Below are 24,195 nucleotides of genomic sequence, written 5' to 3' on the forward strand. Positions count from 1 at the left end.
GGCATCATGATGAAGGGAAGAGACCTGGGAACTGACGGATGAAGCTCCACCGTGGGCCAGGTCTCTTTCTCTTCCTGTTCCTGTGCGCGTTGGGCGCGGGCTGGGTGCTCGCATCCCGCATGGGATATCTGGACACCCTCCAGGCGCGCTTCTTTCCCTCCGTGCGCGAGGCGATCCGCCTGTCTCCCGGAGACTTTCCCGCGGGCGTGTCGGCGCCGGTGGCGGACGTGGCGTCCGTGCCGCTGCGGCCGGTGCTCATCGGTTTCACGCCGCGCGGCTCGGCGGCGGGGCTGCTCGTGGCGGCCGGTGGGGCGACGACGCTGGACAACCCCGCGCCCCCTCCGAACGCGGCGCAGGGCTTCCTGAAGACGGCCTATGCGCTGGACGCGCGGGCGGTGCTCTTCGGCCGAGAGGAGGAGCTGCGGCAGGCCCTGGCCATTGGCGCGGAGAACGGCGGCGTGGACATGGCCATGCTGTCGGTGGACCGGCTGGCGTCGTGGGCCCCGGGCCTGCGGGACGCGGCGCCGAGGACGATATTGCTGGCGGGACGAAGCCGGGGGCAGGAGGCGCTCGCGGCGGTGGGCGTGACGGACCTGGCGAGCCTGCGAGGCAAACGCGTGGGCGTCTATCCGTTCAGCTCCACGCACTACTTCGCGCTGTGGGTGCTGGCGCGAGCGGGGCTGCGGACGACGGACGTGCGCTGGGTGGACCTGCCCTCCACGCTGGATGCCGGGCGAGCGCTGCGCGAGGGCCGCGCGGACGCGGTGGTGGGGCTGTGGGGCGACGTGGAGCTGGCGGCGAAGGACCGGGGCGGCGCGGTGCTCGCGACGACGGCGGATGCGCCGCACCTGGTGGCGACGGTGCTGGTGGCGCGGGGGGATTTCGCGGCGCGCTATCCGGACGCGGTGAGGCGGGTGCTGCGCGGGATGCTGGACGCGGGGCAGAGCGTGCTGAAGGACCCGACGGCGGGGGCTCGGATGCTGGGTGAGGTGGCGCCGTACCTGGGTGACCCGATTGAGGCCATCCGCAGCGCGCCGCCCGCGACACTGGCGGACAATCGAGCGTTCTTCGGCCTTTCCGGCGAGGCGCCGGTCACCTATGACGAGCTGTACCAGAGCGCCGCCGCGCTCTTCCAGAAGCTCAAGCAGGGACCCCAGGTGCCACTCGCGGAGGATACGAGGGACCTGGGAGCGTTGAAGTACGTGTCGGAGGCGCGCGGTCCCTGAGGCAAGTCGACCGGGCGCCGGGAAGGGGAGGTCGGACGTGGCGAAGAAGTCGCCGAACTACATCAAGGCCGCATTCATGCTGCCGGCCAACCTGGTGGGGTTGGGCACGGCGGCCGCTTCGGCGGCGCTGACGGGCGAGCCGTTGCCCGCCTTGCTGGCGCTCGGGCTGGAGGGGCTGTACCTGGGCCTCTTCTCGTCCATGCCGCGCTTCCAGCGGGCCATCCGCTCGCGGGAGCCCACGGACCCGGAGGCCGCGCGCAAGGCGGTGGACTCGCTGCTGGCGGACCTGGCGCCGTCGCAGCGCGAGCACTACCAGCAGCTCGTTGGCCTCAAGGAAAAGATTCTCGCCAACTACCGCAAGCTGCCGGGCGGCAAGGTGCTGGAGTCCGACAGCGAGCCGCGCCTGGACGCACTGCTGACGTCGTTCCTGCGGCTCATCTCCACGCTGAACCAGTACCGCTCGTACCTCAACAGCTCCGACCGGGGACACCTGGAGAAGGACGTGCGGGAACTGGAAGAGGACGTGGCGCGCGAGACGAATCCCCGGCTGAAGGACGTGAAGCAGAACCGGGTGGATATTCTTCGCAAGCGGCTGGCGCGCTTCGAACAGGCGAGCGAGAGCCGGGAAGTGGTCAGCCACCAGCTCGCAGGCATCGAAGACATGATGCGGCTGACGCACGAGCAGTCGATCGCCATCCGGGACCCGGAGGTCGTCAACCGGCAGCTCACCATGCTGAGCGCGGAGGCCGAGGCCACCGACGAGTCCGTGCGGCAGATGGAGCAGTTCCTGGAGTTCACCGAGGAGACTCGCGGCCCGCTGCCGCATGGCTCGCGGGTGCGCTGACGCGTCGTCGCGGAGCTTCGCCTGGGTTGCGCATCATGGGGGCTGCTCGTCCCTTCCTCTGTCTCGCGGAGGAAGGGGCTTCTTCCAGAACGCAATGACTCCGCGGGGGCCCTCCGTCATGAGGATGCCGACGGTCACTGCCCCCATGAGAAGTCCCTGGCAGGCGTAGATGCCCAGCCCTCCGCCGACGAAGAGGCCCACGAGGCTGACGGCGGGATGGATACGCCACCCGAAGACGGCTCCGACGACGGCGCCCGCGAGGGCACTCAGAATCACCAGCATCTCGATGAGCGTCATGGGGACTCCTCGGCGAATGGGCATCGCTCGTGTTTCAAGCGCCGTGCCCTCGCGCCCCGTGACGGGTCACGTTGGAGTGGCCCTCGGGACTCCGTCAGATTGGCAATCTGGCGGCATGGCTTGCTGTCGCATTGACGTCGCGGGTTGCTGGTGGGGCCTCCCCTCCGAAGCCTCTGTGGCGGGCATCGAGTCTCGTGGAAGTTGCCTGCCCATCATCCGGGTCCCTTGGCCGGGAGGCGGACGTACGCCGCGCACAGGAATACATTGACTCTCCGCCCCAGCCGTCCTGTCCTGCCGTCATGTTCCGCCGAGCCTGGCTTCCGACCCTCCTCCTCGTGCTCGCCATCGCGGGCTGCTCACGCTGTGGCAAGGACGAGGGGCCCGTCGCCCCGACGGCCTCCGGCCCCGCGCGCTACCTGCCTCGCGATGCGCAAGCCTCCGTCGTCATCCACGACCTGGGAGCGCTCGGAGAGAAGCTGGCGCGCTTCCAGAACCTGAAGGTCGCCTCCTTCGCCGCCCAGCTCCAGAGCTTCTCCTCGGCGGAGGGCTATGTGAATGCGGTGATGCGGCAGGTGGGCGTCGACCTGCGCAGCCGTCAGGCCCTGGAGGCCGCGGGCCTTGCTCCCGAGCTGGGCGCTGGCGCGGCCTTCCTCGGTGACGGTCGCGCCATCTCCGTCGTGGGTGTCAGGGACGCGGAGAAGCTCGAGGCGACGTTCGCCGGCTTCGCGCGCACCCGACTTGGAGCCTCCGAGAAGAAGGAGGAGAGCGGCGTGGGCGGCAAGCTCGTCACCTTCAACCGCCCGGGCCACCCCGCCGCGGCGCTGGGCCTGCTCTTCATCAGCGGCGGGAAGTTCGCGCTCCTGGGCGCGGGGCCCTCCGTCGCATCGCTGCGCCCCCTGGCCAGCCAGGCCGAGGAAAGGTCGCTCGCGAAGGAGCCCGTGCTGGCCGCTTCGCTCCAGCGCCTGCCGTCGAAGCGAGACTTCCACGTGTTCATCCCCGGCGGCGCGGGCCTGCTGCTCCCCGCGGGCACCGTGCAGGGGCTCACGCTCACCGGGCTCGTCGATGACCGTGCCGTCACCGTCCACGCGGACGCGCCGTGGCCGGACACGAAGGAGTCGCTGGCCGCGCTGGACCCGGTGAAGGACGCGGCGGACCTGCGCGGCTTCCTGCCTCCGGACAGCTTCTTCGTGGCGCGCTTCCGGGGCGACCCGTCCCAGCTCGACGGCGTGTGGCCCTACCTCGTGGGCGACTACCTGACGCGCGCGGTGCAGAAGAGCGGGCTCGACGTGAAGGCGGAGGTGCTCGACAACTTCAAGCCGGGCACGGTGCTGGGCCTGTCGCTGTCGCCCAAGGTGCAGCTGGGCTCCGGCATGCCCGCGCTCGATTTGCGCCGCACCAACCCCTTCCGCTTCGTCAACCTGGTGGCCCTGTCGGAGCTGGAGGACGCCACGCGGACGCAGGCCCTCCTGGAGAAGCTGCCGCAGATCTCCAGCGACTTCGGCGCCAAGGTGGAGGCCTCCGACCTGAAGGGCCAGCGCGTGTACCTCACCTCGTATCGCGCGGGGGAGGGCGCCCACTTCGCGCTCGGGCCCAACGGCAAGTTGCTGGTCGCCTCGCCCCAGTCGCAGTTGGAGGCCTCGCTCACCGCCCTCGCGGCGAAGGCCGGCGAAGGGCCGCTGACCTCGGACCTGAAGGACGTGGGCCAGGACGCCGCGTTCAGCGCGGTGCTGGATTTGCGCCGGCTGGCGGACTCGGTGAAGAACCTCCCGTCTGAGGCGTGGGGCATTGGCGGCTTCGCCATCAAGGCCACCACCGTGCGCTGGCTGGAGGCCACCGATGACCTTCGCGCCGTGACGCTGTCCGTGTCTCGCAAGGAGCGCGCGCTCCAGGCGGAGATGTCCCTGCGCCTCACCCCCACCTCGCCGTCTTCCACCACGACCCAGCCGGCCACTCCGTGATTCACGCTCGAGACGTCACCAAGGAATATCTGGATGGAGATGGCACCCGGGTGCGGGTGCTCGACGGAATGACCCTGGACGTCGAAGCCGGGGACTTCGTCGCGGTGGTGGGCCCGTCCGGCAGCGGCAAATCCACGCTGCTGCACCTGTTGGGCGGCCTGGATGTCGACTACCGGGGCGAGGTGAAGGTGGGCGGAGTGACGCTCGGGGGCCTGAAGGACAAGGACCTGGCGCGCTTCCGCAACACGCACGTGGGCTTCGTCTTCCAGTCCTTCCACCTCATCCCCAACCTGTCGGCGCTGGAGAACGTACTGCTGCCCTCGTACTTCGGTCCGCGCACTCCCGACGCCGTCAAGCGCGCGGAAGCCCTGCTGGAGCGCGTGGGCCTGGGCGCGAAGAAGGACCGCGCCCCGGTGCGCCTGTCCGGGGGCGAGCGTCAGCGTGTGGCCATCGCCCGCGCCCTCTACGGCGGACCTCGGCTGCTCTTGTGTGACGAGCCCACAGGCAATCTGGATGCGACCACGGGCGACGGGGTCATTCAGCTCTTCCGTGAGCTGCACCGCGAGGGACTCACCGTGCTCGCCGTCACACACGAGGAACGGATGAGCGCGGCCGCGCGGCGGGTGTTGCGGCTCAAGGAGGGCAAGCTCGTGGAAGAGCCCGCACCGGAGCGCGCGGCCCTGGGAGGTGCTCCGTGAGACTGGACGCGCTGTCTCGACTGGTGCGACTGAGCCTCGCGCGCGAGCGCCGGGGGGCCTTCTTCTCCGCGTTCGGCGTGGCGATGGGCGTGGGCACGCTGGTGTTCTTCATCGGCCTGGGCCTGGGCGTGGGCCGCGTCATCCGCGAGAAGATCTTCCCCACCGACGCGCGACTGCTGGACGTGGTGCCCCCGGCGGTGTCGCTGGGCTCGCTGCTGGGGGGCGGCAAGCTGGACGCGGAGGCGGTGGAGCGCCTGCGCTCGCTGCCCGGCGTGGAGGCGGCGCATCGGAAGATGAGCGTGCGCGTGCCCGCGGTGACCCGCTACGACGGGGCCTTCTTCGGCACCAAGCTGCGCATGGGCATGGAGGTGCTGGCGGTGGGCGTGGAGCCGGCGCTCGTGAAGGGCGACGTGCAGATGGGCGAGTTCAAGGACCCGGGTGAAGGGCAGCCGATTCCGGCGCTCGTCTCCACGCGGCTCCTGGAGCTGTACAACAAGACGTTCGCCCCGGCGCGCAAGCTGCCGCAGCTCTCCGCGAGCATGCTTGTCGGCTTCGGCTTCCCGGTGGAGTTCAACCGCTCCTACGTGGCGGCGAACTCCGCGTCGGGACCCAGCCGCTCCGCGCAGACGCAGGTGGTGGGGGCGTCGGACCGGGCCATGTTCGCCGGCATCACCATTCCGCTGGAGACAGCGATGCGCATCAACCGCGAGGCGGGCGTGGACGCGGACACCTTCACGGGTGTCACGCTCGTCGCCACGGACCCGTCCAAGGTGCCCGCGCTGGTGGACGCGGTGAAGGCCATGGGCCTGGAGATCGACGACCAGGAGCGCCGCATGGCGGAGAACACGGGCGCGGCCGTCGCGCTCACGACCTCCGCGCTGGCGCTGCTGTCCATCCTCATCTGCATCCTGGCGGCGGTGAACATCGCCCACGCGCTGTCGGCCTCGGTGCGCGCGCGCGCCAAGGAGATTGGTGTGATGCAGGCGGTGGGGGCGTCGCGCTCGGACATCCGGGCCATCGTCCTGGCCGAGGCCGCCGTGGTGGGACTCGTGGGCGGGGCCATTGGCACCGCCGTGGCGCTGCTCACTTCCTTCGGCGTCAACCGCTTCGCCGCGGGCTACCTGCCCAACTTCCCGTACAAGCCCGACAGCTTCTTCTCCTTCCCCTGGCCGGTGGTGCTGGGTGGAGTGGTGCTGGGACTCCTGGCCGCGCTGGCCGGGGCCTACTTTCCCAGCCGCCGCGCCGCCGCCACCGACCCCGCACGGACACTCGCCGGATGAAGCTTCCCTCCCGAAAGACGCTGCTGGGCAATGTGCTCAGCCTGGCCGCCATCGCCTGGATCTACGGAGGGGACCTCGCGGACGCGCTGCGAGCTCGCACCGCGGATGTCTCGGCCCTCGTCGAGCTGCCCTCGCCCGTGCGCCCCGCGGTGGTGCTGGCGCTGGCCGCCCTGGCGACCGCCGTCGTTGTCCTGGGCGGACTTGCGCGGGGCAAGGTCGAGGACTTCAAGGGCTACCGGCTCCTGCCCATCCTCCTGGTCGGCGCGCTCTTCGCGGACCTGGTCCTGTCGGAGAGCCGCATCCCCATCGACTCCACGGACATGGCGTCCATGAGCCTGCAGCGCTTCCACAAGCTCGCCCAGGCGCTGTCCACCCAGGACGCGGTGGCCGAGGACCCTCGCGTGCTCCAGCCCCTGCTGGAAGAGCTCGGCCGCCCTCCCTACCTGGTGCGTGGGGAGCCGCTCACGGCCTATGCCCTCCAGGTCCGAAAGGACTGCGAGGGCCCGGTGCGGGATGCCCCAGGGGTGCGGCCCGGAACGCTGCTGTACTGTGTCGCGCCGGAGCGCAAGGGGGCCTGGGTGACGATGGTGGGCCTGGCCGAGGAGAATCGCTTCGGCGCGCCGGAGCTGCTGTCCGCGGGCGGCAAGCTGCGCTTCCTGCTCGTCCAGCCCGCGATTTCCGACGAGGAACAGGCCGAACCGGGGGACGCGTTCCGGGAGGTTCCGGGGCCCGCGGCCGAGGACGGCACGGACGGCGGCACCTCCAGTCTTCAACCTTGAGAAAAATGGCGCTGCTACGCGCCTGTTGCCTGCTCGCCTGGAGAGCGCGTGAGGGTCGCCGCGAGGTTGACCCTACAGAGGGGCGATCGCTAGGCTCCCGTCGAACGGACCCTCCCCCACGTGACGACCTCTCAACCGAAGCGTCAGCCCATCCCATTCGGGAAGTACCTCCTACTGGACCGCGTCAACATCGGCGGCATGGCGGAGGTGTGGCGCGGCAAGCAGTTCGGCGCGAGCGGCTTCGAGCGGCTCGTGGCGATCAAACGCATCCTGCCGAACATCGCGGAGGACGAAGAGTTCATCTCGATGTTCATCGATGAGGCGAAGATCAGCGTTCAGCTGAGCCACGCCAACATCGCGCAGATCTACGAGCTGGGGCAGATCGCCAGCAGCTACTTCATCTCGATGGAGTACATCCCCGGCAAGGACATGCGGGCCATCTTCGACCGGTGCCGGAAGAAGGGTGAGCCCGCGCCCGTGCCGCTGGTGGCCTTCTGCCTGTCGAAGATGTGCGAGGGCCTGGACTACGCCCACCGCAAGAAGGACGGGATGGGGCGGGACATGAACATCGTCCACCGCGACATCTCGCCGCAGAACGTCCTCATCTCCTTCGAGGGCGAGGTCAAGGTCATCGACTTCGGCATCGCCAAGGCGGCGGGCAAGGCGACCAAGACGCAGGCGGGCATCCTCAAGGGCAAGTTCGGCTACATGAGCCCGGAGCAGATCCGCGGCCTGCCGTTGGACCGGCGCTCGGACGTGTTCGCCATCGGCGTGTGTCTCTACGAGATGCTCACCGGCGAGCGGCTCTTCGTGGGCGACAGCGACTTCAGCGTGCTGGAGAAGGTGCGCAAGGCCGAGGTGCCGCCGCCGTCCACGTACAACCGGCGCATCCCGGAGGTGCTGGAGAAGATCGTCATGCGCGCGCTCGCCAAGGACGTGGACGAGCGCTACCAGTACGCCAGCGAGCTGGGCGACGACCTGCAGCGCTTCCTCATCACCAGTGAGACCATCTTCGGCCGCAAGGACCTCATGCAGTACATGAAGTCCACCTTCGCGGAGGAAGTGGAGCGCGAGAAGCAGCGCCTGTCCGACTACGCCGACATCCGTCCTCCCGATGGCATGCTCGCCGCGCTCGAAGCGGCGACGGGCTTCAGCACGGGAGGCTCGGGCGGGATGATGGCCATGCCCGCGGCGGCTCCGCAGCCTCCGCCTCCGCAGGCGGTTCCCGTGGTGCAGCCGGTGGCCGCGCCGCCCCGGGCCACCGCGACGATGGGGTCCGTGTCGCCCACCGGCGTGCGGCGCTCGCCCACGCTGGCGGCGTTGCCCCGGTTGACGGCGGCCACCGCCGCGCCCGCGCCCAAGGAGGACGAGATCCAGGCCACGCAGTTGGTGTCCAGCGACCACGTCTTCGACGACAGGCCGGAGCCGACCACGCAGCCTGGAGCGACGGTGGGCCGCACCGTCACTCCGCTGGAGACGCGCGCCCAGTCCCAGGGCGACGAGGACGAGGAGCCCACCACGGGCAAGACGTCGATCGTCCCACCCCAGGCCCCCCCGAGGATGTCCCAGCCGATGCCCGTGCTGACGCCCGCGGGCGCGCCGCCACGTCCCTCGGTGACGGTGCCCACGCTGATGCCCTCGGAAGTCGCCGCGTCGGCCCCCGGGCCGCGTGGCAGCCGTGGCGGAAATGATGGGCTGCCCCGCATCGTCCGGGACGGGCCCGCGCCGGACACCTCGCAGGGGATTTCGCGCTCGGCGCTCCCGCCGGATGTCTCGCAGGGGCTCTCCCGCGCGGCGCTGGCGGAGGGGCTGCAGAACAACTCGCGTCCGCCTCCCATGCTCGGCGCGGGAACTCCGCCGAGGCCGCCTCCGCCGCGTCACGTCGAGCAGGACGAGGACGACGACCAGGAAGACCGGCCGACCGCCGCCGTGCCCGCGCTGGGCCGACGGAGCCTGGACAAGCGGGTGCTCTATGGGGTGGGCGGCGCCGTGGCGCTGCTGGTGCTCCTCCTCGTGGGGTGGGTGGCGACGCGTCCGGGGGTCGGCTACGTCATGCTGGATCTCCAGCGCGTGCCGCCCGAGGTGCGAGGTCGGATGCAGGTGACGCTGGACACCCAGCCCATCCCCGTGGAGAGCGGTGGCACCACGCTCTTGCGCGAGGTGACGGCGGGGCAGGTCATGGTGACGGTGAGCGCGGAGGGCTACAAGACCTTCACGCGGACCCTCCAGGTCAACAGTGGCAAGGGCGTGGAGCCGGTGGAAGTCGCACTGGAGAGCCTGGTGCGCACCGCGTCGCTGGTGCTCGTCACTCAGCCCTCGGATGCCCAGGTGAAGGTGGACGGCAAGGTCATCCGGGCGCAGGGCGCTTCGGACGCGTTCATCAAGGGCGTCCCCATCTCCGGCCAGGAGTGGGTGGTGGAAATCAGCGCGCCGCAGCACAAGCCCGCCTCCAAGCGCGTGCCGTTGACGGGTGACGGTCCGTTCGAGGTGTCGCTGAAGCTGGAGCCGGTGGTGTCCAAGGTGTCGGTGAAGATCGACTCCAAGCCGGCGGGCGCGGTCATCTTCGCGGGTGGCCAGGAGCTGGGGGAGACGCCGGCCACGGTGCTGGTGTCCCCGAACGTGCGTCAGCTCACCCTGAAGCTGAAGTGCCACAACGACGCGGAGGTGGACGTCCCCGCGCCGGAGGCCGGAGAATCCATCGCCACGGCGACGGTTTCCCTCAAGCGTCAGCCCCGCTGCCGTTAGATTTCATGAAATCGAGCCCCGCTTCCCTCGTGGGAAGCGGGTGCGTCAGCTCCTCGAACCGGGGAGCGACAGGAGGCGTGTGTCCGTGAGCAAGGTGCGCAAGGTTCACAAGGAAGATCCGCTGGCGGACCTCCCCCGTTGGGCGCAGCAGTTGGCCCGCAAGTACTACACGAAGACGGTCAGCACCTTCCTGCTCTACGGGGCGGTGAGGGACCTCCAGCCGCTCCAGTTGGAGGACGGCGGGCGGGGCTTCGGCACGCTGAAGACCTTCCTCTCCGAGGAGCTGTTCGGCGGGCGGGACCACGTCCTCTTCTACGACCGCTCGTCGGGCATCCGCTCGGCCACGCCGGAGACGCAGAAGGACCTGGCGCGGACGATGTCCGGCTACGACGCGATGTACGGCACGGACTACGCGAAGGTGACGCCGAGAGACCCAGGCCGCGCGCTCCAGATTCTGGAGAACTTCCTGCGGATGCGGCTGAGCGAGGGCCGCTCGCTGGCGCTCATCATCGACTTCGCGGAGACGCTGGTGCCGGGCGGGGAGATTTCCCACCTGTCGTCCGAGGACCGCTTCGTGCTGGCCACGTTGGACAAGTGGGCGCATGACCCGCAGTTCCTCGCGGGCGACGTGTCCGTGGTGCTGCTGGCGGAGAACCTGGCGGACATCTCTCCGCGCATCTCCCGCAACCCGTACGTGGCGCCGATTGAACTGCCGCTGCCCACCGAGGAGGAGCGGCTGGAGTACGTGCGCTACAAGCTGGAGGGCAAGCGGCTCCAGTCGCTGTCGGAGGTGCCGCTGGCGGGCCTCGCGAAGATGACGGCCGGCCTGTCGCGCATCAACCTGGACCGCGTGCTGACGGAGGCGCTGGAGCGGGAGATTCGCATCACCTCCGACCTGCTCAAGGAGAAGAAGAAGGAGATCATCCAGGCGGAGTGCCACGGCCTTCTGGAGTTCATCGAGCCGACGCACACGCTGGATGCGGTCGCCGGACATGCCAAGGCGAAGCAGATGCTGCGGCAGGCGGCCTCCGCGCTGAAGAAGGGGCGCATCGAGGTCATGCCCATGGGCTACCTGCTGTCGGGCCCGGTGGGCACGGGCAAGACGTTCATGGTGAGCTGCTTCGCCGGGGAGATTGGAATCCCGGTGGTGAAGTTCCTGAACTTCCGCAGCCAGTGGCAGGGTGTGACGGAGGCGAACCTCGAGAAGATCTTCAACCTCCTCAAGGCGCTGTGGCCGGTGGCGGTGATGATCGACGAGGCGGACACCTTCCTCGGCAACCGCGACTCGGGTGGAGATTCGGGGACGAGCAGCCGCGTGTTCGGCTCCATCGCCTCCTTCATGGGCAACACGCAGTACCGCGGCAAGATTGTCTGGTTCCTGATGACGGCGAGGCCGGACCTGCTGCCCATCGACCTCAAGCGTCAGGGGCGCGCGGAGGAGCACCTGGCGCTCTTCTATCCGCAGACGGACGCGGAGCGGGACGAGCTGTTCCAGGTCATGTCCAAGAAGACGGGCGTGTCGGTGGAGGGCATCGATTCCTTCTCCAAGATGATTCCGGAGGGGATTCGGGCCTTCAGCGGCGCGGACATCGAGGCCGTCATGGTGCGCTCGAAGTTCCGCGCGCTGGCGGAGGGCCGGGAGTCCGTGGCGAAGGAGGACCTGGCGGCGGTGCTGGCGGACTTCGTGCCCCCCAGCTACCCGCTGGAAATCGAGCTCCAGAACCTGGTCGCGGTGCAGGAGTGCACCAGCCGGGAGCTGCTGCCGGAGGTCTACCGCTCGGTGGACCGTGATGCCATCACCCGTCGCGTGCGCGAGCTGAAGGCGCTGCTCGAAGCGGGGTAGCACTTCAGGAGACCGGCACCGGGGTTCCGCCCAGGTGCGGGTCGTCCACGTGCTCCACGATGGCCACGCGGTCTCCCGCGGAGAGCGCGTCGTGGAGCACGATGATGGCTTCGTTCGAGTGACGGATGCAGCCATGGGACACGTCCGCACCCAAGAGGGCGGGGGCGTTGGTTCCATGCAGCTCCTCGGCGGAGTGCCGGCCGTCGGCCCAGGACAGGTCGAGGATGCGCGTGCCGAAGACGTGCCGGTCGTTCCACAGGCGCGCGCCCGCTGCTTCGGCGGCGGCCTGGTCCAGTCGGGCCCGGATGACCTTGAGTCCCGCGCGAGTGGGCGTCGCGGACGTGCCCGAGGCATTCGGGAAGATGTCCAGCAGGTGGCCCTCCGCGTCGTAGAGGAACGTGCGGTGCTCGCGCAGCGCGACGACGACGCGCACGGGTTGGCCGTCGTAGAGGGCGGGAGGCGTCCCGCGCGACTGGCCGCGCATGCCGGGCTCGGGGGCCAGGGCATCGAGCGCGCGCAGCGTGGGGGCGTCCAGGACGCCCGTGGGTTTAACCGAGGGGAAGTCGCGACGCGCGTGGACCTGGAAGTTGCGCAGGGCGCGCACCGTCTGCGGACCGAACTGTCCGTCCGCGCCGCCGTGGAGCGCGAAGCCCATCTTCAGCAGCGCTGTCTGTACCGCGCGCGGGCCGTCACCTCGCGAGCCCGAACCGAGGACCTGTTGTCCGGACGCAACGTCTACGAGCTGGGGCAGCCCGGTGAAGCGGGCGTTGCCGAGGGGCGGGGATACCGAGAGCCAGGATGAGCTTCCCCAACCGTTCGTGGTGGTGGGCTGCACGGGAGTGGGAAGGACCGCGTTGGCGCTGACGAGGGCGTCGCCGCGCAAGGGGATGGTGCGCTCCGGAGTCCTGAGTGAGGCCGAGTCTGTTGCGAGGATGCTCGGACCTCGTGGAGCGGTTGCGATGTCGCGGGCGGTGGTGCTGGTGCGCACTGGTGTCCCGAAAGGGGGCGCGACTGTTGCCGGATTGCTCGGACGTCGTGGTGAGGTCGCGATGTCGCGGGCGGTGGTGATGGCTCGCTCTATCGTCCCGAGTGAGGCCGAGTCTTTTGCCAGTGTGCGGCTCGAACCCAGCGGGATGTTTACGAAATCGTGGGCGAGCTTACCGGCCCCTTCACCACGTTGTGCCGTCCGGACTTCGTGGGACGGGCGTCGCGAGACCTGGACGGAGAACGCCGCGCGTGGGGCGGTCTCCACGGAGTTGTCTCGGGCTCGCGTCGGGGGATGCGTGTGAGCCCATCCGGCATCCACATCCCTCGAGAGAGGGACGTCGTCGGCGTCGAGCGAGAAGGGCAGGGTGGGTGAGTCGTTCCGCGAAATGGGCGAGGTCATCCCCAGCCCCTGTGCAATTCACTCGCCCGACGATGGGCAGCCCGAAGCAGCCCTCGCGTGGATGCCCAGTGCGCGCTGAACGAAGAGGCGACGTGAGCCCCGTCAGCCTGCAACCGCGCGCCCGACCAGGGGAGATCCGAATCTGCCCTCGCGGGATGCCCACGGTGAACTCAGCGAATCGTCGAGGTCATCCCTCGCCACACGGCAACGACGCGTCCCACGGCGGGACGTCCGAAGACGTCCTCGCTCGGAGGCTCAGGGTGCGCTCAGCGAGAGAACCTTCCCCGTGGGGATGGAGCGGTGGTCCTTGATGTTGTTCCACCGCATGATGTCCTCGACGGTGATTCCGTAGCGCTGCGCCACGGACCAGAGCGTCTCGCCCTCGGCCAGCGCGTGCACCTTTCCGCCCGGCGTCCCCACGTTCGCGGCCACCTGCTTCGCCACCACCACCGTGCCCGCGCGCTCCTGCACCTGGGAGGTGCCCTCGGGCCACACGTACACCAACGAGCCGACCTGCAACGTCGGGTTGCGGCGGCGCAGGTTGTTCCACTTCTTCAGGTCATCCACCGACACGTTGAACTTCGTGGCGATGACCCACAGGCTGTCGCCGGACTGCACGCCGTACGTCACGCGCTTGCGCCCATTGAGCGTCTCCGTCTTCACCGGACCCGCTGCCACGGGGCCCTTCGGAGTCCCCGCGGGAACCTCGTCCTCGGGCCGGTGCACCACCACGCCGCTGCGGCGGGCCTGCGCCACCTTGCTCGCCAGCGCGCCGCCACTCGTGGGGCCCGCCTTGCTCGCCGGCACCGGAATCACCAGATCCGTGCCGAGCTTCAACGTCCGCGCGCTCTTGAGCCGGTTCATCTGGAGGATGGCCTCCGACGCCGTGCCGTAGCGCTCCGCGATTTGCGACAGCGTGTCGCCCCGCTTCACGGTGTGCACCCGGAACGTCAGTCGCTCGGCCGGCGAGAGCTTCTTGAAGCCCTCCACGAACCGGGGCGACGAGCCCGGGGGAAGCCGCAGCTTGTAGGGGTTCTTCGCGCTCGCCGGAGGCGTGCACCAGCGCTTCAGCTCTGGGTTCAGGTCCTGCACGTCCTGGATGTTCACCCCCGCCGCGCGCGCCACCACGTCCAGGTCCGTCGCGTCCGTCAGTTCCACCACGTCGAACTCGAGGGGCTGCTCGTAGTCGAACTCCTGCTCGGAGAAGCCGAACGCCGACGGGTTCTTCGCCACCAGCGCGGCGGCGATGAGCTTGGGCACGTAGTGCTTCGTCTCCTTCGCCAGGCCCTTCTCCTCCGACAGCACCCAGAAGTCGCGCGTGCCGTGGCGCTCCACCATGCGACGCACGCGGTAGGAGCCGGTGTTGTAGCCCGCCCACGCGAGGTACCAGTGGCCCAGCTCCCTGTAGAGGTCCTTGAGGTACGTCGCCGCGGCGCCGGTCGCCTTGATGGGGTCCCTGCGCTCGTCCACCCAGAAGTCCTGCTTGAGGCCGTACTGCTTGCCGGTGCTGGAGATGAACTGCCAAGGACCGGACGCGTGCGCCCACGAGTACGCGTGCGCGGAGAAGCCGCTCTCAATCATCGCCAGGTACACGGTGTCCCGAGGCAGGCCGTGCTTCTCCAGAATGGGCTGCATCACCGGCAGGTAGCGCGCGGAGCGGGACATCCACTTGCGGAACCAGCGCCGTCCGGGCCCCTGGAAGAACTGGATGTACTGCGCCACCAGCGGCTGCATCTCCACCGGGATGTCGTAGCGGTCCTGAATCAGCCCCACGTCGAACGCGGCCAGGTTGGTGATGAGCGGCAGCTGCTCCGGCGTGTCGTCCTCGCGGAAGGTGGGCTCCTCCAGCGCGTCCAGCATGCGCATGCGCAGCGGGTTCGCGAGCCCCAGTCGACGCAGGGACTGCATCACCTCCGCGCTCGGCCGGGCCGCTGGGTCCAGCGTCACGCCTTCCAGCGCGCGCAGTTCCTCCATCTCCGCGGACTCGGACTCCACCACCTCGCGCGTCGCCTCGGGCTCCCCGTCCGCGTCCTCCGCGTCCTGACCGTTCGCGATGGCGCGCTTGTCGTCGAGCTCCGGCGCATCACTGTTGCCCGGTGTCGACGACTTCTCTTCAGCGGACACCGTGTTGCCGGTAGCGGCTTGCGCCGTGCTCGGGGGCACCGGCGTCGTGCGCGCGGCCTGCGTCTTCGCCGCGTTGCCCGAGTTCGCAGTGGCGGGGGCTGTCTTCTCTCCATTCGTGGGCGCCGAGTTCGCAGTGGCGGGGGGCGTCTTCTCGCCACCGGAGTTCGTGGGCGTCGCGGGCTTCACCCCGTTGCCAGCGACGGGGCTCGTTGCCTCGCCGGCACTCGCGGAGGCAGGGGCCTTCACCGTGTTGTTCGTGCTCGGGCTCGCGGCAGCACCGGCACTCGTGGAGGTCGGGTCCTTCACCGTGTTGTTCGTGCTCGGGCTCGCAGTAGCACCTGCACTCGCGGAGGCAGGGGCCTTCACGGTGTTGCCAGAGACAGTGCCGGCGCCCGTGGGCGCATCGACCTGGGCCGTGGAGCCAACAGCAGGCGAGGAAGCAGAGCCCTCGGTCTTCACCGCACCGGTGTTCGTGGGCTGGGTCTTCGTGACGCTGCCGCCCGTGGTGGGCGGCGTGTCCTTCACCGTCGAAGGGGTGGGGGCAACAGCCCGCGTCTCATCCGCGGCGAGCACGCGCATGCCGGGCGGAGGCGGGGGCATGGGCGGTGGCACTCCCTCCGAGAGAGGGAGCGAGGCCAGGTTCAGCACGAGCAGGCAGAGAGGCAGCATTTGGTCGCAGGAAGAGTGCGCCCAGAAGCAGGCGAAGGCCGAAGTATTCGCCCTTTTTCTTGACAGTCAAACAAGGAGTCGCGCGGTATGGCCGAACTCTGCACGCTCCGTGGGTGCGGCCTACCAGGCGCTGACGCGTGATTACGGTTTGGCGGGCTTCCGAGTGTCCGCTGGCTTGCTCGACGGCTGAGCGTCCACCGGCTTGCCATGCCCCGGCCCCAGGATTCGCGGCAGATACGTCGCGAAGTCGAAGTGGGGCGAGTTCTCCGGGTTGTGGCAGGTGACGCACACGGCTTCACCAGGAGACGCGAGGATGTTGTCGGCGCTCGGCTCGTCCGAGTGCGCGGAGCCAGGCCCATGGCAGCTCTCGCACCCGACGTCCTCGCGCCCGGCCACCTTGTCCAGCCGGCACACGCCACCGGGCTGCTCCCAGCCCGTGACATGGCACCCCACGCAGTTGAGGTGGTGCTGCTTGCCGACCTCTTCCAGCGTCTCCCAGGCGTGGTGGTGCTTGGACTTTTCCCACACCGGGAAGGACTCCTCGTGGCATGCGCGGCACGGCTCGTTGCCGACGAATCCCGACTCACCCTTGGCGGGAACAGGGCAGTCCTGACCGTGCTCCTTCGCCCAGGCGAGGTTCAGCTTGCCCACCTCCGCGTCGTAGCGCGCCACCAGCGCCTGCGCGTCCGGCAGCGAGGGCAGTCCCGACTCCAGCGGCACGAAGCGCACCGTGAAGCCGTTGACGTCCGTGGCCGCCGCGGGAGGCGCCGTCACCAGGGCCTGCCTGCGCGCCACCAACTCGTCGCGCTTGGCCTGCTTGAGCGCCTTGAGCTTCGGGTCGATGCCCGGGAGGTTGATGTCCTTGTCCAGGAGCGCGGTGCGCTGCTCCAGGGCGGCCACCTCTCGCTCCAGGTCGGCCTGTCCCTTCTGGAGCGCGAAGCGCCCCGGCTGTGGCGCGTAGCTCAAGTCCACGCGCACCAGCGAGCGCCCCTTGCTCTGCGGCGCGACGACGGGCACCGACGCCTTCACCAGCCGGTTCTGCTCACCACTCATCTCCGTGGCGGAGCGCGTGGACACCAGCACGTCCACCGCGAGCCCCGGCGTCTCCGCGGCCTTCTGCGCCTCTTCCAACGGCGCATCCAGCAGCCCCAGCACGAAGTCCGCGCCCTCCGCGCGGGCCTTGGCACTGGCCGCCACGAGCTGCGCGGGCGTCTCCCCCGCGACGACGCCCACCTTGCGAGCGCCCGCCGGCAACAGCTTCACCGCGCCGTCCGCGACCTCCGGCAGACCGAGCCCCTGGCGGAAGTCCGCGCCGCGTGTGTCATCCAGCGGCCCCGTGGCGCGCACCGACAGCCCCATCAGCCGCATGGCATCCGCCAGCGCCTTCGCCTTCAGCTCCTCCTGGGGAACCTGTCCGGGCTTGAGGATGGTCTCCCCGAAGAGGCTGTTGCCGCCGTCCACGTACAGCACGGGCAGGGTGGTGCCCTGGCGTGCCTCGCGCACCTGGAACGCCGCGCGGGCGATGCCGCCGCGCATGTTCTCGCTGCAGCCGCAGGGGCCCAGGTAGCCGCGTGTATCAGCGGAGACGAAGAGGATGGCGCCGGGCGCCGAACTGGACGCGGTGCCGACACCCGCCTCGGGTTCGGGCGGGTGGGGCGGCGGCTCCTTGCGCATGCACCCACCGAGCACCAGCACCAGGCCCCAGAGGGCGGCGAGGGGGACGGGGCGCGGCATGCGGTTCACCAGAGGATGCTCTGCACCAGTTCGTCGATCTTCTCGCCCATGGCCTCCAGCCCGTTCATCTTCGACAGGAAGCCGTCGGCGCCGACCTGCTCGGCCAGCTTGGACAGCTCGTCGTCGGGCAGGCTGGAGAACAGGACGATGGGGATGTCCTGGGTGCCGTACTCGTTCTTCAGCGTGCGGCAGATGTCGGTGCCCTTGGCCTCGGGCATGTGGATGTCCGTGAGGATGAGGTCCGGCCGCCAGCTCTGGAGCGTCTTCTCGAACTCCATGAGCGTGGAGGTGGCGACGACCTCGTAGCCGCGCGCTTCCAGCACGGCCTTCTCCATGGCGAGCGTGATTTCGCTGTCGTCAATCAGGAGGATTCTTCGCTTCTCGGACACGTCGACCTTCCTTGGGCTCCGTTTCTATCCTACCCCCACCCGGCGCACCAACGCCTTTCCCACGGGGTAAGACGGGGTGGTGTCGTGGACGTCCCCCTCCCGGTCGTCCGGGCGGGGGGCGGAGCCTGACTTCTTCCGGCAAACCCACCGAAAAGGAGTATGCAGGGCGCCATGATGCACCCAGACCGCCGAGCCTGGACGGCCCTTCTCCTGGTGGGGAGTCTCCTCTGGACGCTGCCCGTCGCGGCGCTCAATTCGGGCCTGGGGTCCCCCTCGTCCCCCGTGGACCGGCAGTCCCCCCACTCCACCACCCAGGGGTTCCTGGCCGCGGCCCACCGGGGGGACTACGCCACTGCGGCGCACTACCTGGACCTGGACTTCATCCCCCGCGCCCAGCAGCCCGAGCGGGGCGCCCAGCTGGCCCGCCGGCTCAAGTTCGTCCTGGACCGCAAGCTCTCCATCGACCTGTCCCTCTTGAGCAAGGTCGCGGAGGGTGACCCGGCCGACCCCCGCTTCGACCTGCTGGGCATCATCCCGCTGGAGGGCGCCAATGTGTCCATCCGCGTCCAGCGGGTGGCCCAGGACGGCTCCCTGGTCTGGGTGTTCAGCGAGTCCACCGTGCGGATGGTGGACCCCCTCTTCGAAACCTACGGCCCCCGCGTGGCGGAGTGGCTGCCGCCCTTCTTCTTCTCCGGCACCGTGTTCGGCCTGGAGCCCTGGCAGTGGCTGGGCCTGCTGGTGACGCTCCTGGGCTCGGTGGGACTGGCCCTGCTCCTGGAGCGGCTGTCTCTCGCGTTCGGGCTGCGACTGGCGAAGTGGACGCACCTCACCCTGGATGACCAGCTGGTGGCGGCGGGGCGGGGGCCCCTGCGGTTGCCGTACTTCGCGATACTCCTGGCGGCGGGCACGTCCCTGCTGCTGCTGCCGCGCCCGGTGCAGACGCTGTTCAACCGGCTGAGCTATTCGCTCATCATCATCGCGGTGGCGTGGTTCATCCTGCGCTTCCTGCGGGTGTTCGCCAACTTCGTGCAGAACCGCGTGTCGGGCGACATGCGCGACGCGGGCCGGGCCCGCTCGCTGCGCACCCAGTTCGCGGTGCTGCGCGCCGTCTTCGAGGCGGCGACCTATGTGGTGGCCGCCGCGCTGCTCCTGATGCAGTTCGAGGTGGTGCGCAACGTGGGCGTGTCGCTGCTCGCGTCCGCCGGTATCGCCGGTATCGTCATCGGCCTCGCGGCGCAGAAGTCCATCGCCACGCTGCTCGCCGGCATCCAGCTCTCCATCACCCAGCCGGTGCGCATTGGCGACCAGGTGGTGGTGGAGACCGAGTTCGGCACCGTGGAGGAAATCACCCTCACGTATGTGGTGCTGCGCGTCTGGGACCAGCGCCGCATGGTCATCCCGATTACCTACTTCCTGGACAAGCCCTTCCAGAACTGGAGCAAGTCCAGCACGGAGATGCTCGGGGCCGTGACCCTCCAGGTGGACTACTCCACGGACGTGGACGCGGTGCGCGGGGAGCTGCGGCGCATCGTCGAGCAGGACGCGAAGCACCTGTGGGACGGGCGGCTCCAGTCCGTCGTCGTGTTGGAGGCCCAGGACCGCACGCTCACCGTCCGCGCGCTCGTCAGCGCGGCCAACCCGGACAAGCTCTTCGACCTGCGCGCCCTCGTCCGCGAGCGGCTGGTCGCCTTCCTGCGGGCCCATCCCGAGTGGCTGCCCTTCACTCGCACCGAGTCCCGGCAGGCCCCCACCGCGCTGCCGCCCCCGGAGGCTCGGGACCCCCAGCCGGATGCCCCCCAGGACCTCCCTCCCACGGGCCCTCGCACCTCCTGAGAGGGTGCGACAGAGACAGGGAGCCCTTGCCTGCCGGAAGGGTGTTTTGAATATTGGTGATGCCGCACCGTCGTTGCGTTGGAATTTTCGCACCTACCGCATGTGGGAGTCTTCGAGATGAAGCGTCATTCCAGGTTGTGCGGAGCCCTTCTGTCGCTGGCCGTCGCGGCGCCGTTGACCGCGGCCGCGCAGGACCGGGGCCGCACGGATGGGCCCGAGGAATCCGAGTATGGCAAGGGCGGCTATTCGGGCTCGAACAGCCAGGGCGTGTCGCTCCAGCTCGACTGGGGTGCGGCCATCAATGACAAGGAGCCCCCCGAGGACGCGCCGTCGGGCCCGCCGCTGTACGTGGGCGCCACGCTGTCGTTGTGGGGCGCGGACTGGTTCTCGCTCGACGCGAGCGCCGCCTATGTCTTCGACGGTGGGCGCTTCATCGGCATGGTGGGACCGAAGTTCCGCACCTGGGGCTGGCCGCTGGTGTTCACCGCGGGCCTGAGGGCCGGCGCCATCGTGATTCCCGAGGCGGAGGGGCTGCGCTTCGGCATCTCCCCCCAGGTGGGCGCCGAGATTCTGATGGGCCACCGGGACAACATCCTGCTGGGGCTCAACTACAACCCGGACATCCCCATTGGCGGTGGCGGCGTGACGCACCGGCTGGGCATGTCCATCGGTTACAGGTTCTAGGGGAGGTCGCTCGCCATGATTGCCCAAGTGCTCGCAGCCACGCTGGCGTTGGCCTCCAGTCAGGCCCCCGTCAGCCTCTCCTCCACGGGAGGAGGTCCGCAGGTCTCCCTGCCTTTCCCCACGGGCACCACGCAGACCTACAACATCATCCAGTGGGACCCGAACCAGCTGCCGCGCATCTACGAGCGCTCGGACCAGCTTCCCCTCACGGACGAAGAGCTGACCAAGCTGTCCCAGGCCGGCTTCGAGCCCGCGCAGCTGGTGAAGATGATTGAAGAGCGGCGCTGCGCATGTGACGCCAGCGCGGACGGCCTCATCAAGTTGAAGAAGGCCGGGGTGGACAAGAACGTGCTCGCGGCGGTGTCGCGCCACGGCATCGCGCCCAACCGGGAGCTGGAGCTGCTGGTGACGATGGACTTCACCGGTGAGAGCCGCGTCGCGCGCGAGGCGTTCCTCTACTTCTTCGTCGACGACGGGGACCTCACCCGCGTCTTCAGCGCCAACATCACGGACCTGCTCCAGCGCCGCAACCGCCACGAGGCGACGGTGGACCGCAGCGACATCCTCGTCGCGCGCACGGTGCGCCGCGTTCAGCTCTCCGGGCGGGTGCCGCTGAAGACGTACGGCAAGCACAACGTGCTGGTGGTCGCCAGCGCCAGCCCCACGCTCACCCATCCCTCCCAGCTCACCCCGCAGGAACGGGCGAAGTCGCAGAGCTACACCTTCGACTATCCCCGTGCCTCGCTCATGAGCCTGTGCCGCCTGACGGCGGGGTACCGCCGTGACGCGGTGCTCAACTACAAATGGAACTTCGAGGGCAGCCGCTTCGAATGCGAATGGAACTAGGAGTCATACGCACCATGAAGACCCATCGCCTCATCCTGACCGCCTGCCTCGCCGCCTCGCTCGTCGCGTGCACTGGCCCGCACGCGTACACGCGCGGGTCGTACGAAGACCCGAACGAAATCGAGATGCTGTCGGACCAGTTCAACGAGAACGACCTGCAGCTCATCGCCAAGAAGATGGCGGAGTCGCTGGCCAACTCGCCGCGCTTCTCCACGCCGCGTCCGGACGGCTCGCTGCCCATCGTCCTCGTGGGCAAGCTGAAGAACAGCACGTCCGAGCACATCGACATGCGCTCGCTGGGCGACAAGATTCAGACGGCGCTCGCGCAGACGGGCCGCTTCGCCATGGTGGACCAGGCCGCGCGCCAGGACATCGCGGAGGAGTACGAGTACCAGCAGTCGGGCTACGTGGACCCGAACGCTGCCAAGGGCCCGGGCGCGCAGGTGTCCGTGGACTTCATGATGACGGGAGACCTGGCCTCCATCATCCAGGAGGTCGGCCGCGACAAGCTCGTGTACTACAAGATGACGGCGAAGCTGAGCAACGTGCGCACCGGCCTCATCGAGTGGACGGACGAGAAGCAGATCCGCAAGAAGTTCGAGAAGCGCGGCGTCAGCTGGTAGCAGGCTGACGCAAGCCGCTGGCTCCACGCGAAGGCTCGACTGCTCATGACCTCTCTTCTCCGCCACCTGGCGCGCCCTCGAGGTGGGGGCGTGCTCGCGCTGGCGAGCGTGCTCCTGCTGACTGGCTGCGCGGGCGACTACGTGGCGCGCACGCGCGGCGTCCGCGTGTCCTATCAGTCGGAAGACTATCCGGGCGCGCTGGTGGGGCTCGACGCCGTCTCGAAAGAGGGCTCGGAGAAGGACGCGCTGCTCGTGCTCCTGGACAAGGGCATGGTGCTGCACGCCGCTGGCGAGTGGGCGGAGAGCAACAAGGTGATGGAGGAGGCGGAGCAGCTCAGCGCACGGCTCGACGGCGTCTCCGTCAGCGAGGAGGCGGGGGCGCTCGTGACGAACGAGCGTCAGCGCGCCTACCGCGGCGAGGACTTCGAGAAGCTGATGATCTCCGTCGTCCAGGCTCTCAACTACGCGGAGCTGGGAGACGACGAGGCGGCCATGGTGGAGGTGCGTCAGGTCAACGAGCGCCTCCAGAAGATGGTCACCGAGGAGAAGAAGCCGTACCAGCAGCTCGCCATCGCCCGCTACCTGGGCGGTGTCATCCGCGAGGACCAGCGCGACTGGGACTCGGCCTATATCGACTACGCGAAGGCGTACGAGCTGGAGCCCCGGCTGGGCGCGCTGGTGGAGCCCCTGCTGCGACTGTCGAAGTCCACCGGCCGCGATGACGTCTACGCGGCGCTGAAGGAGAAGTACCCGGAGGTGGCCCATCCGCCCCTGGCCCGTGACGAGTCCCAGGTCGTCGTGGTGGTGGAAGCGGGGCTGTCGCCGGAGAAGCAGCCCACGTCCCGCGACTACGGCACCGGCGGCAACCTCATCGAGGTGCCCGTCTACCGGGACCGGGGCAGCGCGCCGTCGGTGCGCGTGCAGCTGGGCGACCAGGACGAGCGGGCGGTGACGGTGACGTCCCTGGCGGACGTCGCGCGGCTCCACCTGGACACCCGCATCGGCGGGATGCTGGCCAAGCAGCTCGCCAGCGTGGCGGTGAAGGCGGGCCTGGCGGCGGGCCTCGGCGCCGCGACCAAGAGCGAGGAGCTGGGCGTGCTGGCCTTCCTCCTGCTCAACGCTGGCAATGCGCCAGACCTGCGCTCCTGGCTTTCCTTGCCCGCTGAGTTCCAGGTGGCGCGCTTCCGGGTGCCGGCGGGGAGCCACACGGTCCGTGTAGAAGCGGGGGGACGGGTGTCGGAGCACACGGTGGACGTGAAGCCGGGCCGGGTAGGGTTGGTGGTGGTGCGGCGCTACTGAGTCGGCGGTTTTGTTGTGGCGGTTTTGTTGTAGGGTGCGCGCCCCATGTCGGTCCTGGCCACGGTGGCCCTCTACTCCCTCATCGTCGTCATCGGCGCGCTGCTTGGCGCGATGGTGGTGTTGTGGAATCAGCGGCCCACGCAGCTGGTCCGCTTCCTCGCCTTCGCCGCGGGCGTCATGCTGGGCGCGGCCTTCTTCCACATGTTGCCGGAGGCGTACGAGGGCGGGGGCTGGTGGGCCTTCGCGCTGGTGCCCGCGGGCTTCGTCTTCCTGCTCGTGCTGGAGCGCTACCTGGTGGCGCACGCGGGTGAGGACCTGCCCGGAGACCACATGTCCGGCAGCGGGCGCTCCCCCGCGCAGGCCGGGCAGGTGCTGGGGCTCACCGCGTTCCTCGGGCTGTCCACGCACACGCTGTTCGACGGCATCGCCCTGGGCTCGGCGGTGGAGGAGGGCGTGGGGTTGATGGCGCTCCTGGCCATCGTCGCGCACAAGGTCCCCTCCGCGCTGTCGCTCGCCTCCATCCTGAAGACGGAGGGGCGCTCGCGAAGCTCCATCCTCCTGCTCTCCGTGCTGTACGGGTTGATGGTGCCGGCGGGCGCGCTGCTGTACTTCGCCTTCGACGCGGTGCTGCGCTTCGAGAGCATGGCGCCCAAGGCGCTGGCCTTCTCCGCGGGCACGTTCCTCTACATCGCCGTGTCGGACCTGCTGCCGCACGTGCACCGGCACGGCAAGGACCAGCCGGGCCGCAACGTGCTGGCGCTGTTCGTGGGACTGGCCCTGATGTTCGGGCTCGCGCGTCTGATGGGGCATCCGGCGCACTGAGCCTGCTCGCTCGTGCGCTAAAGCCTCGCGCTCCGGAGTTTCGTCACAAACCGTCATTCGGTGCTCTCTCCACCAGGGAGGGGCCGCACGCGCCTGGGCTGACGGCCGGGCGGAC

General features: G+C 69.3%; 19 protein-coding genes. 14 read left to right on the plus strand and 5 right to left on the minus strand.

The window, feature by feature from the left end; translation table 11 throughout:
- Nucleotides 1-38: 38 nt before the first annotated feature.
- A complete protein-coding gene (locus tag HUA74_RS01105; RefSeq protein WP_141648170.1) occupies nucleotides 39-1,226 on the plus strand; it encodes an ABC transporter substrate-binding protein in 1,188 nt (395 codons plus the stop codon).
- 76 nt (nucleotides 1,227-1,302) lie between these two features.
- Nucleotides 1,303-2,070, plus strand: coding sequence for a hypothetical protein (locus HUA74_RS01110; RefSeq protein ID WP_141648175.1), 768 nt, complete (start codon nucleotides 1,303-1,305; stop codon nucleotides 2,068-2,070).
- Nucleotides 2,071-2,103: 33 nt separating this feature from the next.
- Here HUA74_RS01110 and HUA74_RS01115 read toward each other — a convergent pair whose 3' ends face one another.
- On the minus strand, nucleotides 2,104-2,367 hold the full coding sequence (locus HUA74_RS01115; RefSeq protein WP_174453075.1) for a hypothetical protein: 264 nt from the start codon (nucleotides 2,365-2,367) through the stop codon (nucleotides 2,104-2,106).
- Nucleotides 2,368-2,666: 299 nt separating this feature from the next.
- Between HUA74_RS01115 and HUA74_RS01120 the strand changes: the two genes are divergently transcribed.
- From HUA74_RS01120 to HUA74_RS01145, 6 genes are all read left to right on the plus strand, one after another.
- A complete protein-coding gene (locus HUA74_RS01120) occupies nucleotides 2,667-4,325 on the plus strand; it encodes a hypothetical protein (protein ID WP_174453076.1) in 1,659 nt (552 codons plus the stop codon).
- The gene (locus HUA74_RS01125) at nucleotides 4,322-5,023 is read left to right on the plus strand and encodes an ABC transporter ATP-binding protein (RefSeq protein WP_174453077.1); all 702 of its coding nucleotides are present in this window, start codon (nucleotides 4,322-4,324) and stop codon (nucleotides 5,021-5,023) included. Before HUA74_RS01120 ends, HUA74_RS01125 begins: the two co-directional genes overlap by 4 nt.
- Nucleotides 5,020-6,303, plus strand: a complete 1,284-nt coding sequence (locus HUA74_RS01130; protein ID WP_141648166.1) for an ABC transporter permease — start codon at nucleotides 5,020-5,022, stop codon at nucleotides 6,301-6,303. The genes HUA74_RS01125 and HUA74_RS01130 overlap by 4 nt, the downstream gene beginning before the upstream one ends.
- Nucleotides 6,300-7,082 carry a hypothetical protein gene (locus HUA74_RS01135; RefSeq protein ID WP_141648165.1) on the plus strand — a complete coding sequence of 261 codons (783 nt, stop codon included), beginning with the start codon at nucleotides 6,300-6,302 and terminating at the stop codon, nucleotides 7,080-7,082. The genes HUA74_RS01130 and HUA74_RS01135 overlap by 4 nt, the downstream gene beginning before the upstream one ends.
- Before the next feature lie 120 nt (nucleotides 7,083-7,202).
- On the plus strand, nucleotides 7,203-9,827 hold the full coding sequence (locus tag HUA74_RS01140) for a serine/threonine-protein kinase (protein ID WP_174453078.1): 2,625 nt from the start codon (nucleotides 7,203-7,205) through the stop codon (nucleotides 9,825-9,827).
- 85 nt (nucleotides 9,828-9,912) lie between these two features.
- Nucleotides 9,913-11,670: an AAA family ATPase gene (locus HUA74_RS01145; RefSeq protein WP_174453079.1), complete on the plus strand. Its 1,758-nt coding sequence runs from the start codon at nucleotides 9,913-9,915 to the stop codon at nucleotides 11,668-11,670.
- A 4-nt stretch (nucleotides 11,671-11,674) separates the two neighbouring features.
- Here HUA74_RS01145 and HUA74_RS45320 read toward each other — a convergent pair whose 3' ends face one another.
- From HUA74_RS45320 to HUA74_RS01165, 4 genes are all read right to left on the minus strand, one after another.
- The gene (locus HUA74_RS45320; RefSeq protein ID WP_371817180.1) at nucleotides 11,675-12,553 is read right to left on the minus strand and encodes a L,D-transpeptidase family protein; all 879 of its coding nucleotides are present in this window, start codon (nucleotides 12,551-12,553) and stop codon (nucleotides 11,675-11,677) included.
- Nucleotides 12,554-13,312: 759 nt separating this feature from the next.
- Complete coding sequence (locus HUA74_RS01155) at nucleotides 13,313-15,781, minus strand: LysM peptidoglycan-binding domain-containing protein (protein ID WP_254624859.1); 2,469 nt, start codon at nucleotides 15,779-15,781, stop codon at nucleotides 13,313-13,315.
- Nucleotides 15,782-15,991: 210 nt separating this feature from the next.
- Nucleotides 15,992-17,584 (minus strand): multiheme c-type cytochrome, encoded by a 1,593-nt coding sequence (locus HUA74_RS01160; RefSeq protein ID WP_174453081.1) that lies wholly within the window; start codon nucleotides 17,582-17,584, stop codon nucleotides 15,992-15,994.
- Nucleotides 17,585-17,589: 5 nt separating this feature from the next.
- Nucleotides 17,590-17,973, minus strand: coding sequence for a PleD family two-component system response regulator (locus tag HUA74_RS01165; protein WP_015351808.1), 384 nt, complete (start codon nucleotides 17,971-17,973; stop codon nucleotides 17,590-17,592).
- A 171-nt stretch (nucleotides 17,974-18,144) separates the two neighbouring features.
- Here HUA74_RS01165 and HUA74_RS01170 point away from each other — a divergent pair, with 171 nt between their 5' ends.
- From HUA74_RS01170 to HUA74_RS01195, 6 genes are all read left to right on the plus strand, one after another.
- Nucleotides 18,145-19,806, plus strand: coding sequence for a mechanosensitive ion channel family protein (locus HUA74_RS01170; RefSeq protein WP_174453082.1), 1,662 nt, complete (start codon nucleotides 18,145-18,147; stop codon nucleotides 19,804-19,806).
- A gap of 117 nt (nucleotides 19,807-19,923) precedes the next feature.
- Nucleotides 19,924-20,490, plus strand: coding sequence for a hypothetical protein (locus tag HUA74_RS01175; protein ID WP_141647881.1), 567 nt, complete (start codon nucleotides 19,924-19,926; stop codon nucleotides 20,488-20,490).
- A 15-nt stretch (nucleotides 20,491-20,505) separates the two neighbouring features.
- On the plus strand, nucleotides 20,506-21,336 hold the full coding sequence (locus HUA74_RS01180) for a hypothetical protein (protein ID WP_174453083.1): 831 nt from the start codon (nucleotides 20,506-20,508) through the stop codon (nucleotides 21,334-21,336).
- A gap of 14 nt (nucleotides 21,337-21,350) precedes the next feature.
- On the plus strand, nucleotides 21,351-21,959 hold the full coding sequence (lpoB, locus tag HUA74_RS01185; RefSeq protein WP_174453084.1) for a penicillin-binding protein activator LpoB: 609 nt from the start codon (nucleotides 21,351-21,353) through the stop codon (nucleotides 21,957-21,959).
- Between the two features lie 45 nt (nucleotides 21,960-22,004).
- The gene (locus HUA74_RS01190) at nucleotides 22,005-23,258 is read left to right on the plus strand and encodes a COG3014 family protein (protein ID WP_174453085.1); all 1,254 of its coding nucleotides are present in this window, start codon (nucleotides 22,005-22,007) and stop codon (nucleotides 23,256-23,258) included.
- A 45-nt stretch (nucleotides 23,259-23,303) separates the two neighbouring features.
- Nucleotides 23,304-24,080 (plus strand): ZIP family metal transporter, encoded by a 777-nt coding sequence (locus HUA74_RS01195; protein ID WP_141647885.1) that lies wholly within the window; start codon nucleotides 23,304-23,306, stop codon nucleotides 24,078-24,080.
- Nucleotides 24,081-24,195: the final 115 nt, after the last annotated feature.

The sequence above is a fragment of the Myxococcus sp. CA051A genome (assembly GCF_013336705.1).
In the GTDB taxonomy this organism is placed as follows: domain Bacteria; phylum Myxococcota; class Myxococcia; order Myxococcales; family Myxococcaceae; genus Myxococcus; species Myxococcus llanfairpwllgwyngyllgogerychwyrndrobwllllantysiliogogogochensis.

Excerpts from the sequence above, each read along its gene's own strand:
- HUA74_RS01105 (WP_141648170.1), top strand. The coding sequence starts at position 39 with ATGAAGCTCCACCGTGGGCCAGGTCTCTTTCTCTTCCTGTTCCTGTGC.
- HUA74_RS01110 (WP_141648175.1), top strand. The coding sequence starts at position 1,303 with ATGCTGCCGGCCAACCTGGTGGGGTTGGGCACGGCGGCCGCTTCGGCG.
- HUA74_RS01115 (WP_174453075.1), bottom strand. The coding sequence starts at position 2,367 with ATGACGCTCATCGAGATGCTGGTGATTCTGAGTGCCCTCGCGGGCGCC.
- HUA74_RS01120 (WP_174453076.1), top strand. The coding sequence starts at position 2,667 with ATGTTCCGCCGAGCCTGGCTTCCGACCCTCCTCCTCGTGCTCGCCATC.
- HUA74_RS01135 (WP_141648165.1), top strand. The coding sequence starts at position 6,300 with ATGAAGCTTCCCTCCCGAAAGACGCTGCTGGGCAATGTGCTCAGCCTG.
- HUA74_RS01155 (WP_254624859.1), bottom strand. The coding sequence starts at position 15,781 with ATGCCCCCGCCTCCGCCCGGCATGCGCGTGCTCGCCGCGGATGAGACG.
- HUA74_RS01160 (WP_174453081.1), bottom strand. The coding sequence starts at position 17,584 with ATGCCGCGCCCCGTCCCCCTCGCCGCCCTCTGGGGCCTGGTGCTGGTG.
- HUA74_RS01170 (WP_174453082.1), top strand. The coding sequence starts at position 18,145 with ATGATGCACCCAGACCGCCGAGCCTGGACGGCCCTTCTCCTGGTGGGG.
- HUA74_RS01175 (WP_141647881.1), top strand. The coding sequence starts at position 19,924 with ATGAAGCGTCATTCCAGGTTGTGCGGAGCCCTTCTGTCGCTGGCCGTC.
- HUA74_RS01180 (WP_174453083.1), top strand. The coding sequence starts at position 20,506 with ATGATTGCCCAAGTGCTCGCAGCCACGCTGGCGTTGGCCTCCAGTCAG.
- lpoB (WP_174453084.1), top strand. The coding sequence starts at position 21,351 with ATGAAGACCCATCGCCTCATCCTGACCGCCTGCCTCGCCGCCTCGCTC.
- HUA74_RS01190 (WP_174453085.1), top strand. The coding sequence starts at position 22,005 with ATGACCTCTCTTCTCCGCCACCTGGCGCGCCCTCGAGGTGGGGGCGTG.
- HUA74_RS01195 (WP_141647885.1), top strand. The coding sequence starts at position 23,304 with ATGTCGGTCCTGGCCACGGTGGCCCTCTACTCCCTCATCGTCGTCATC.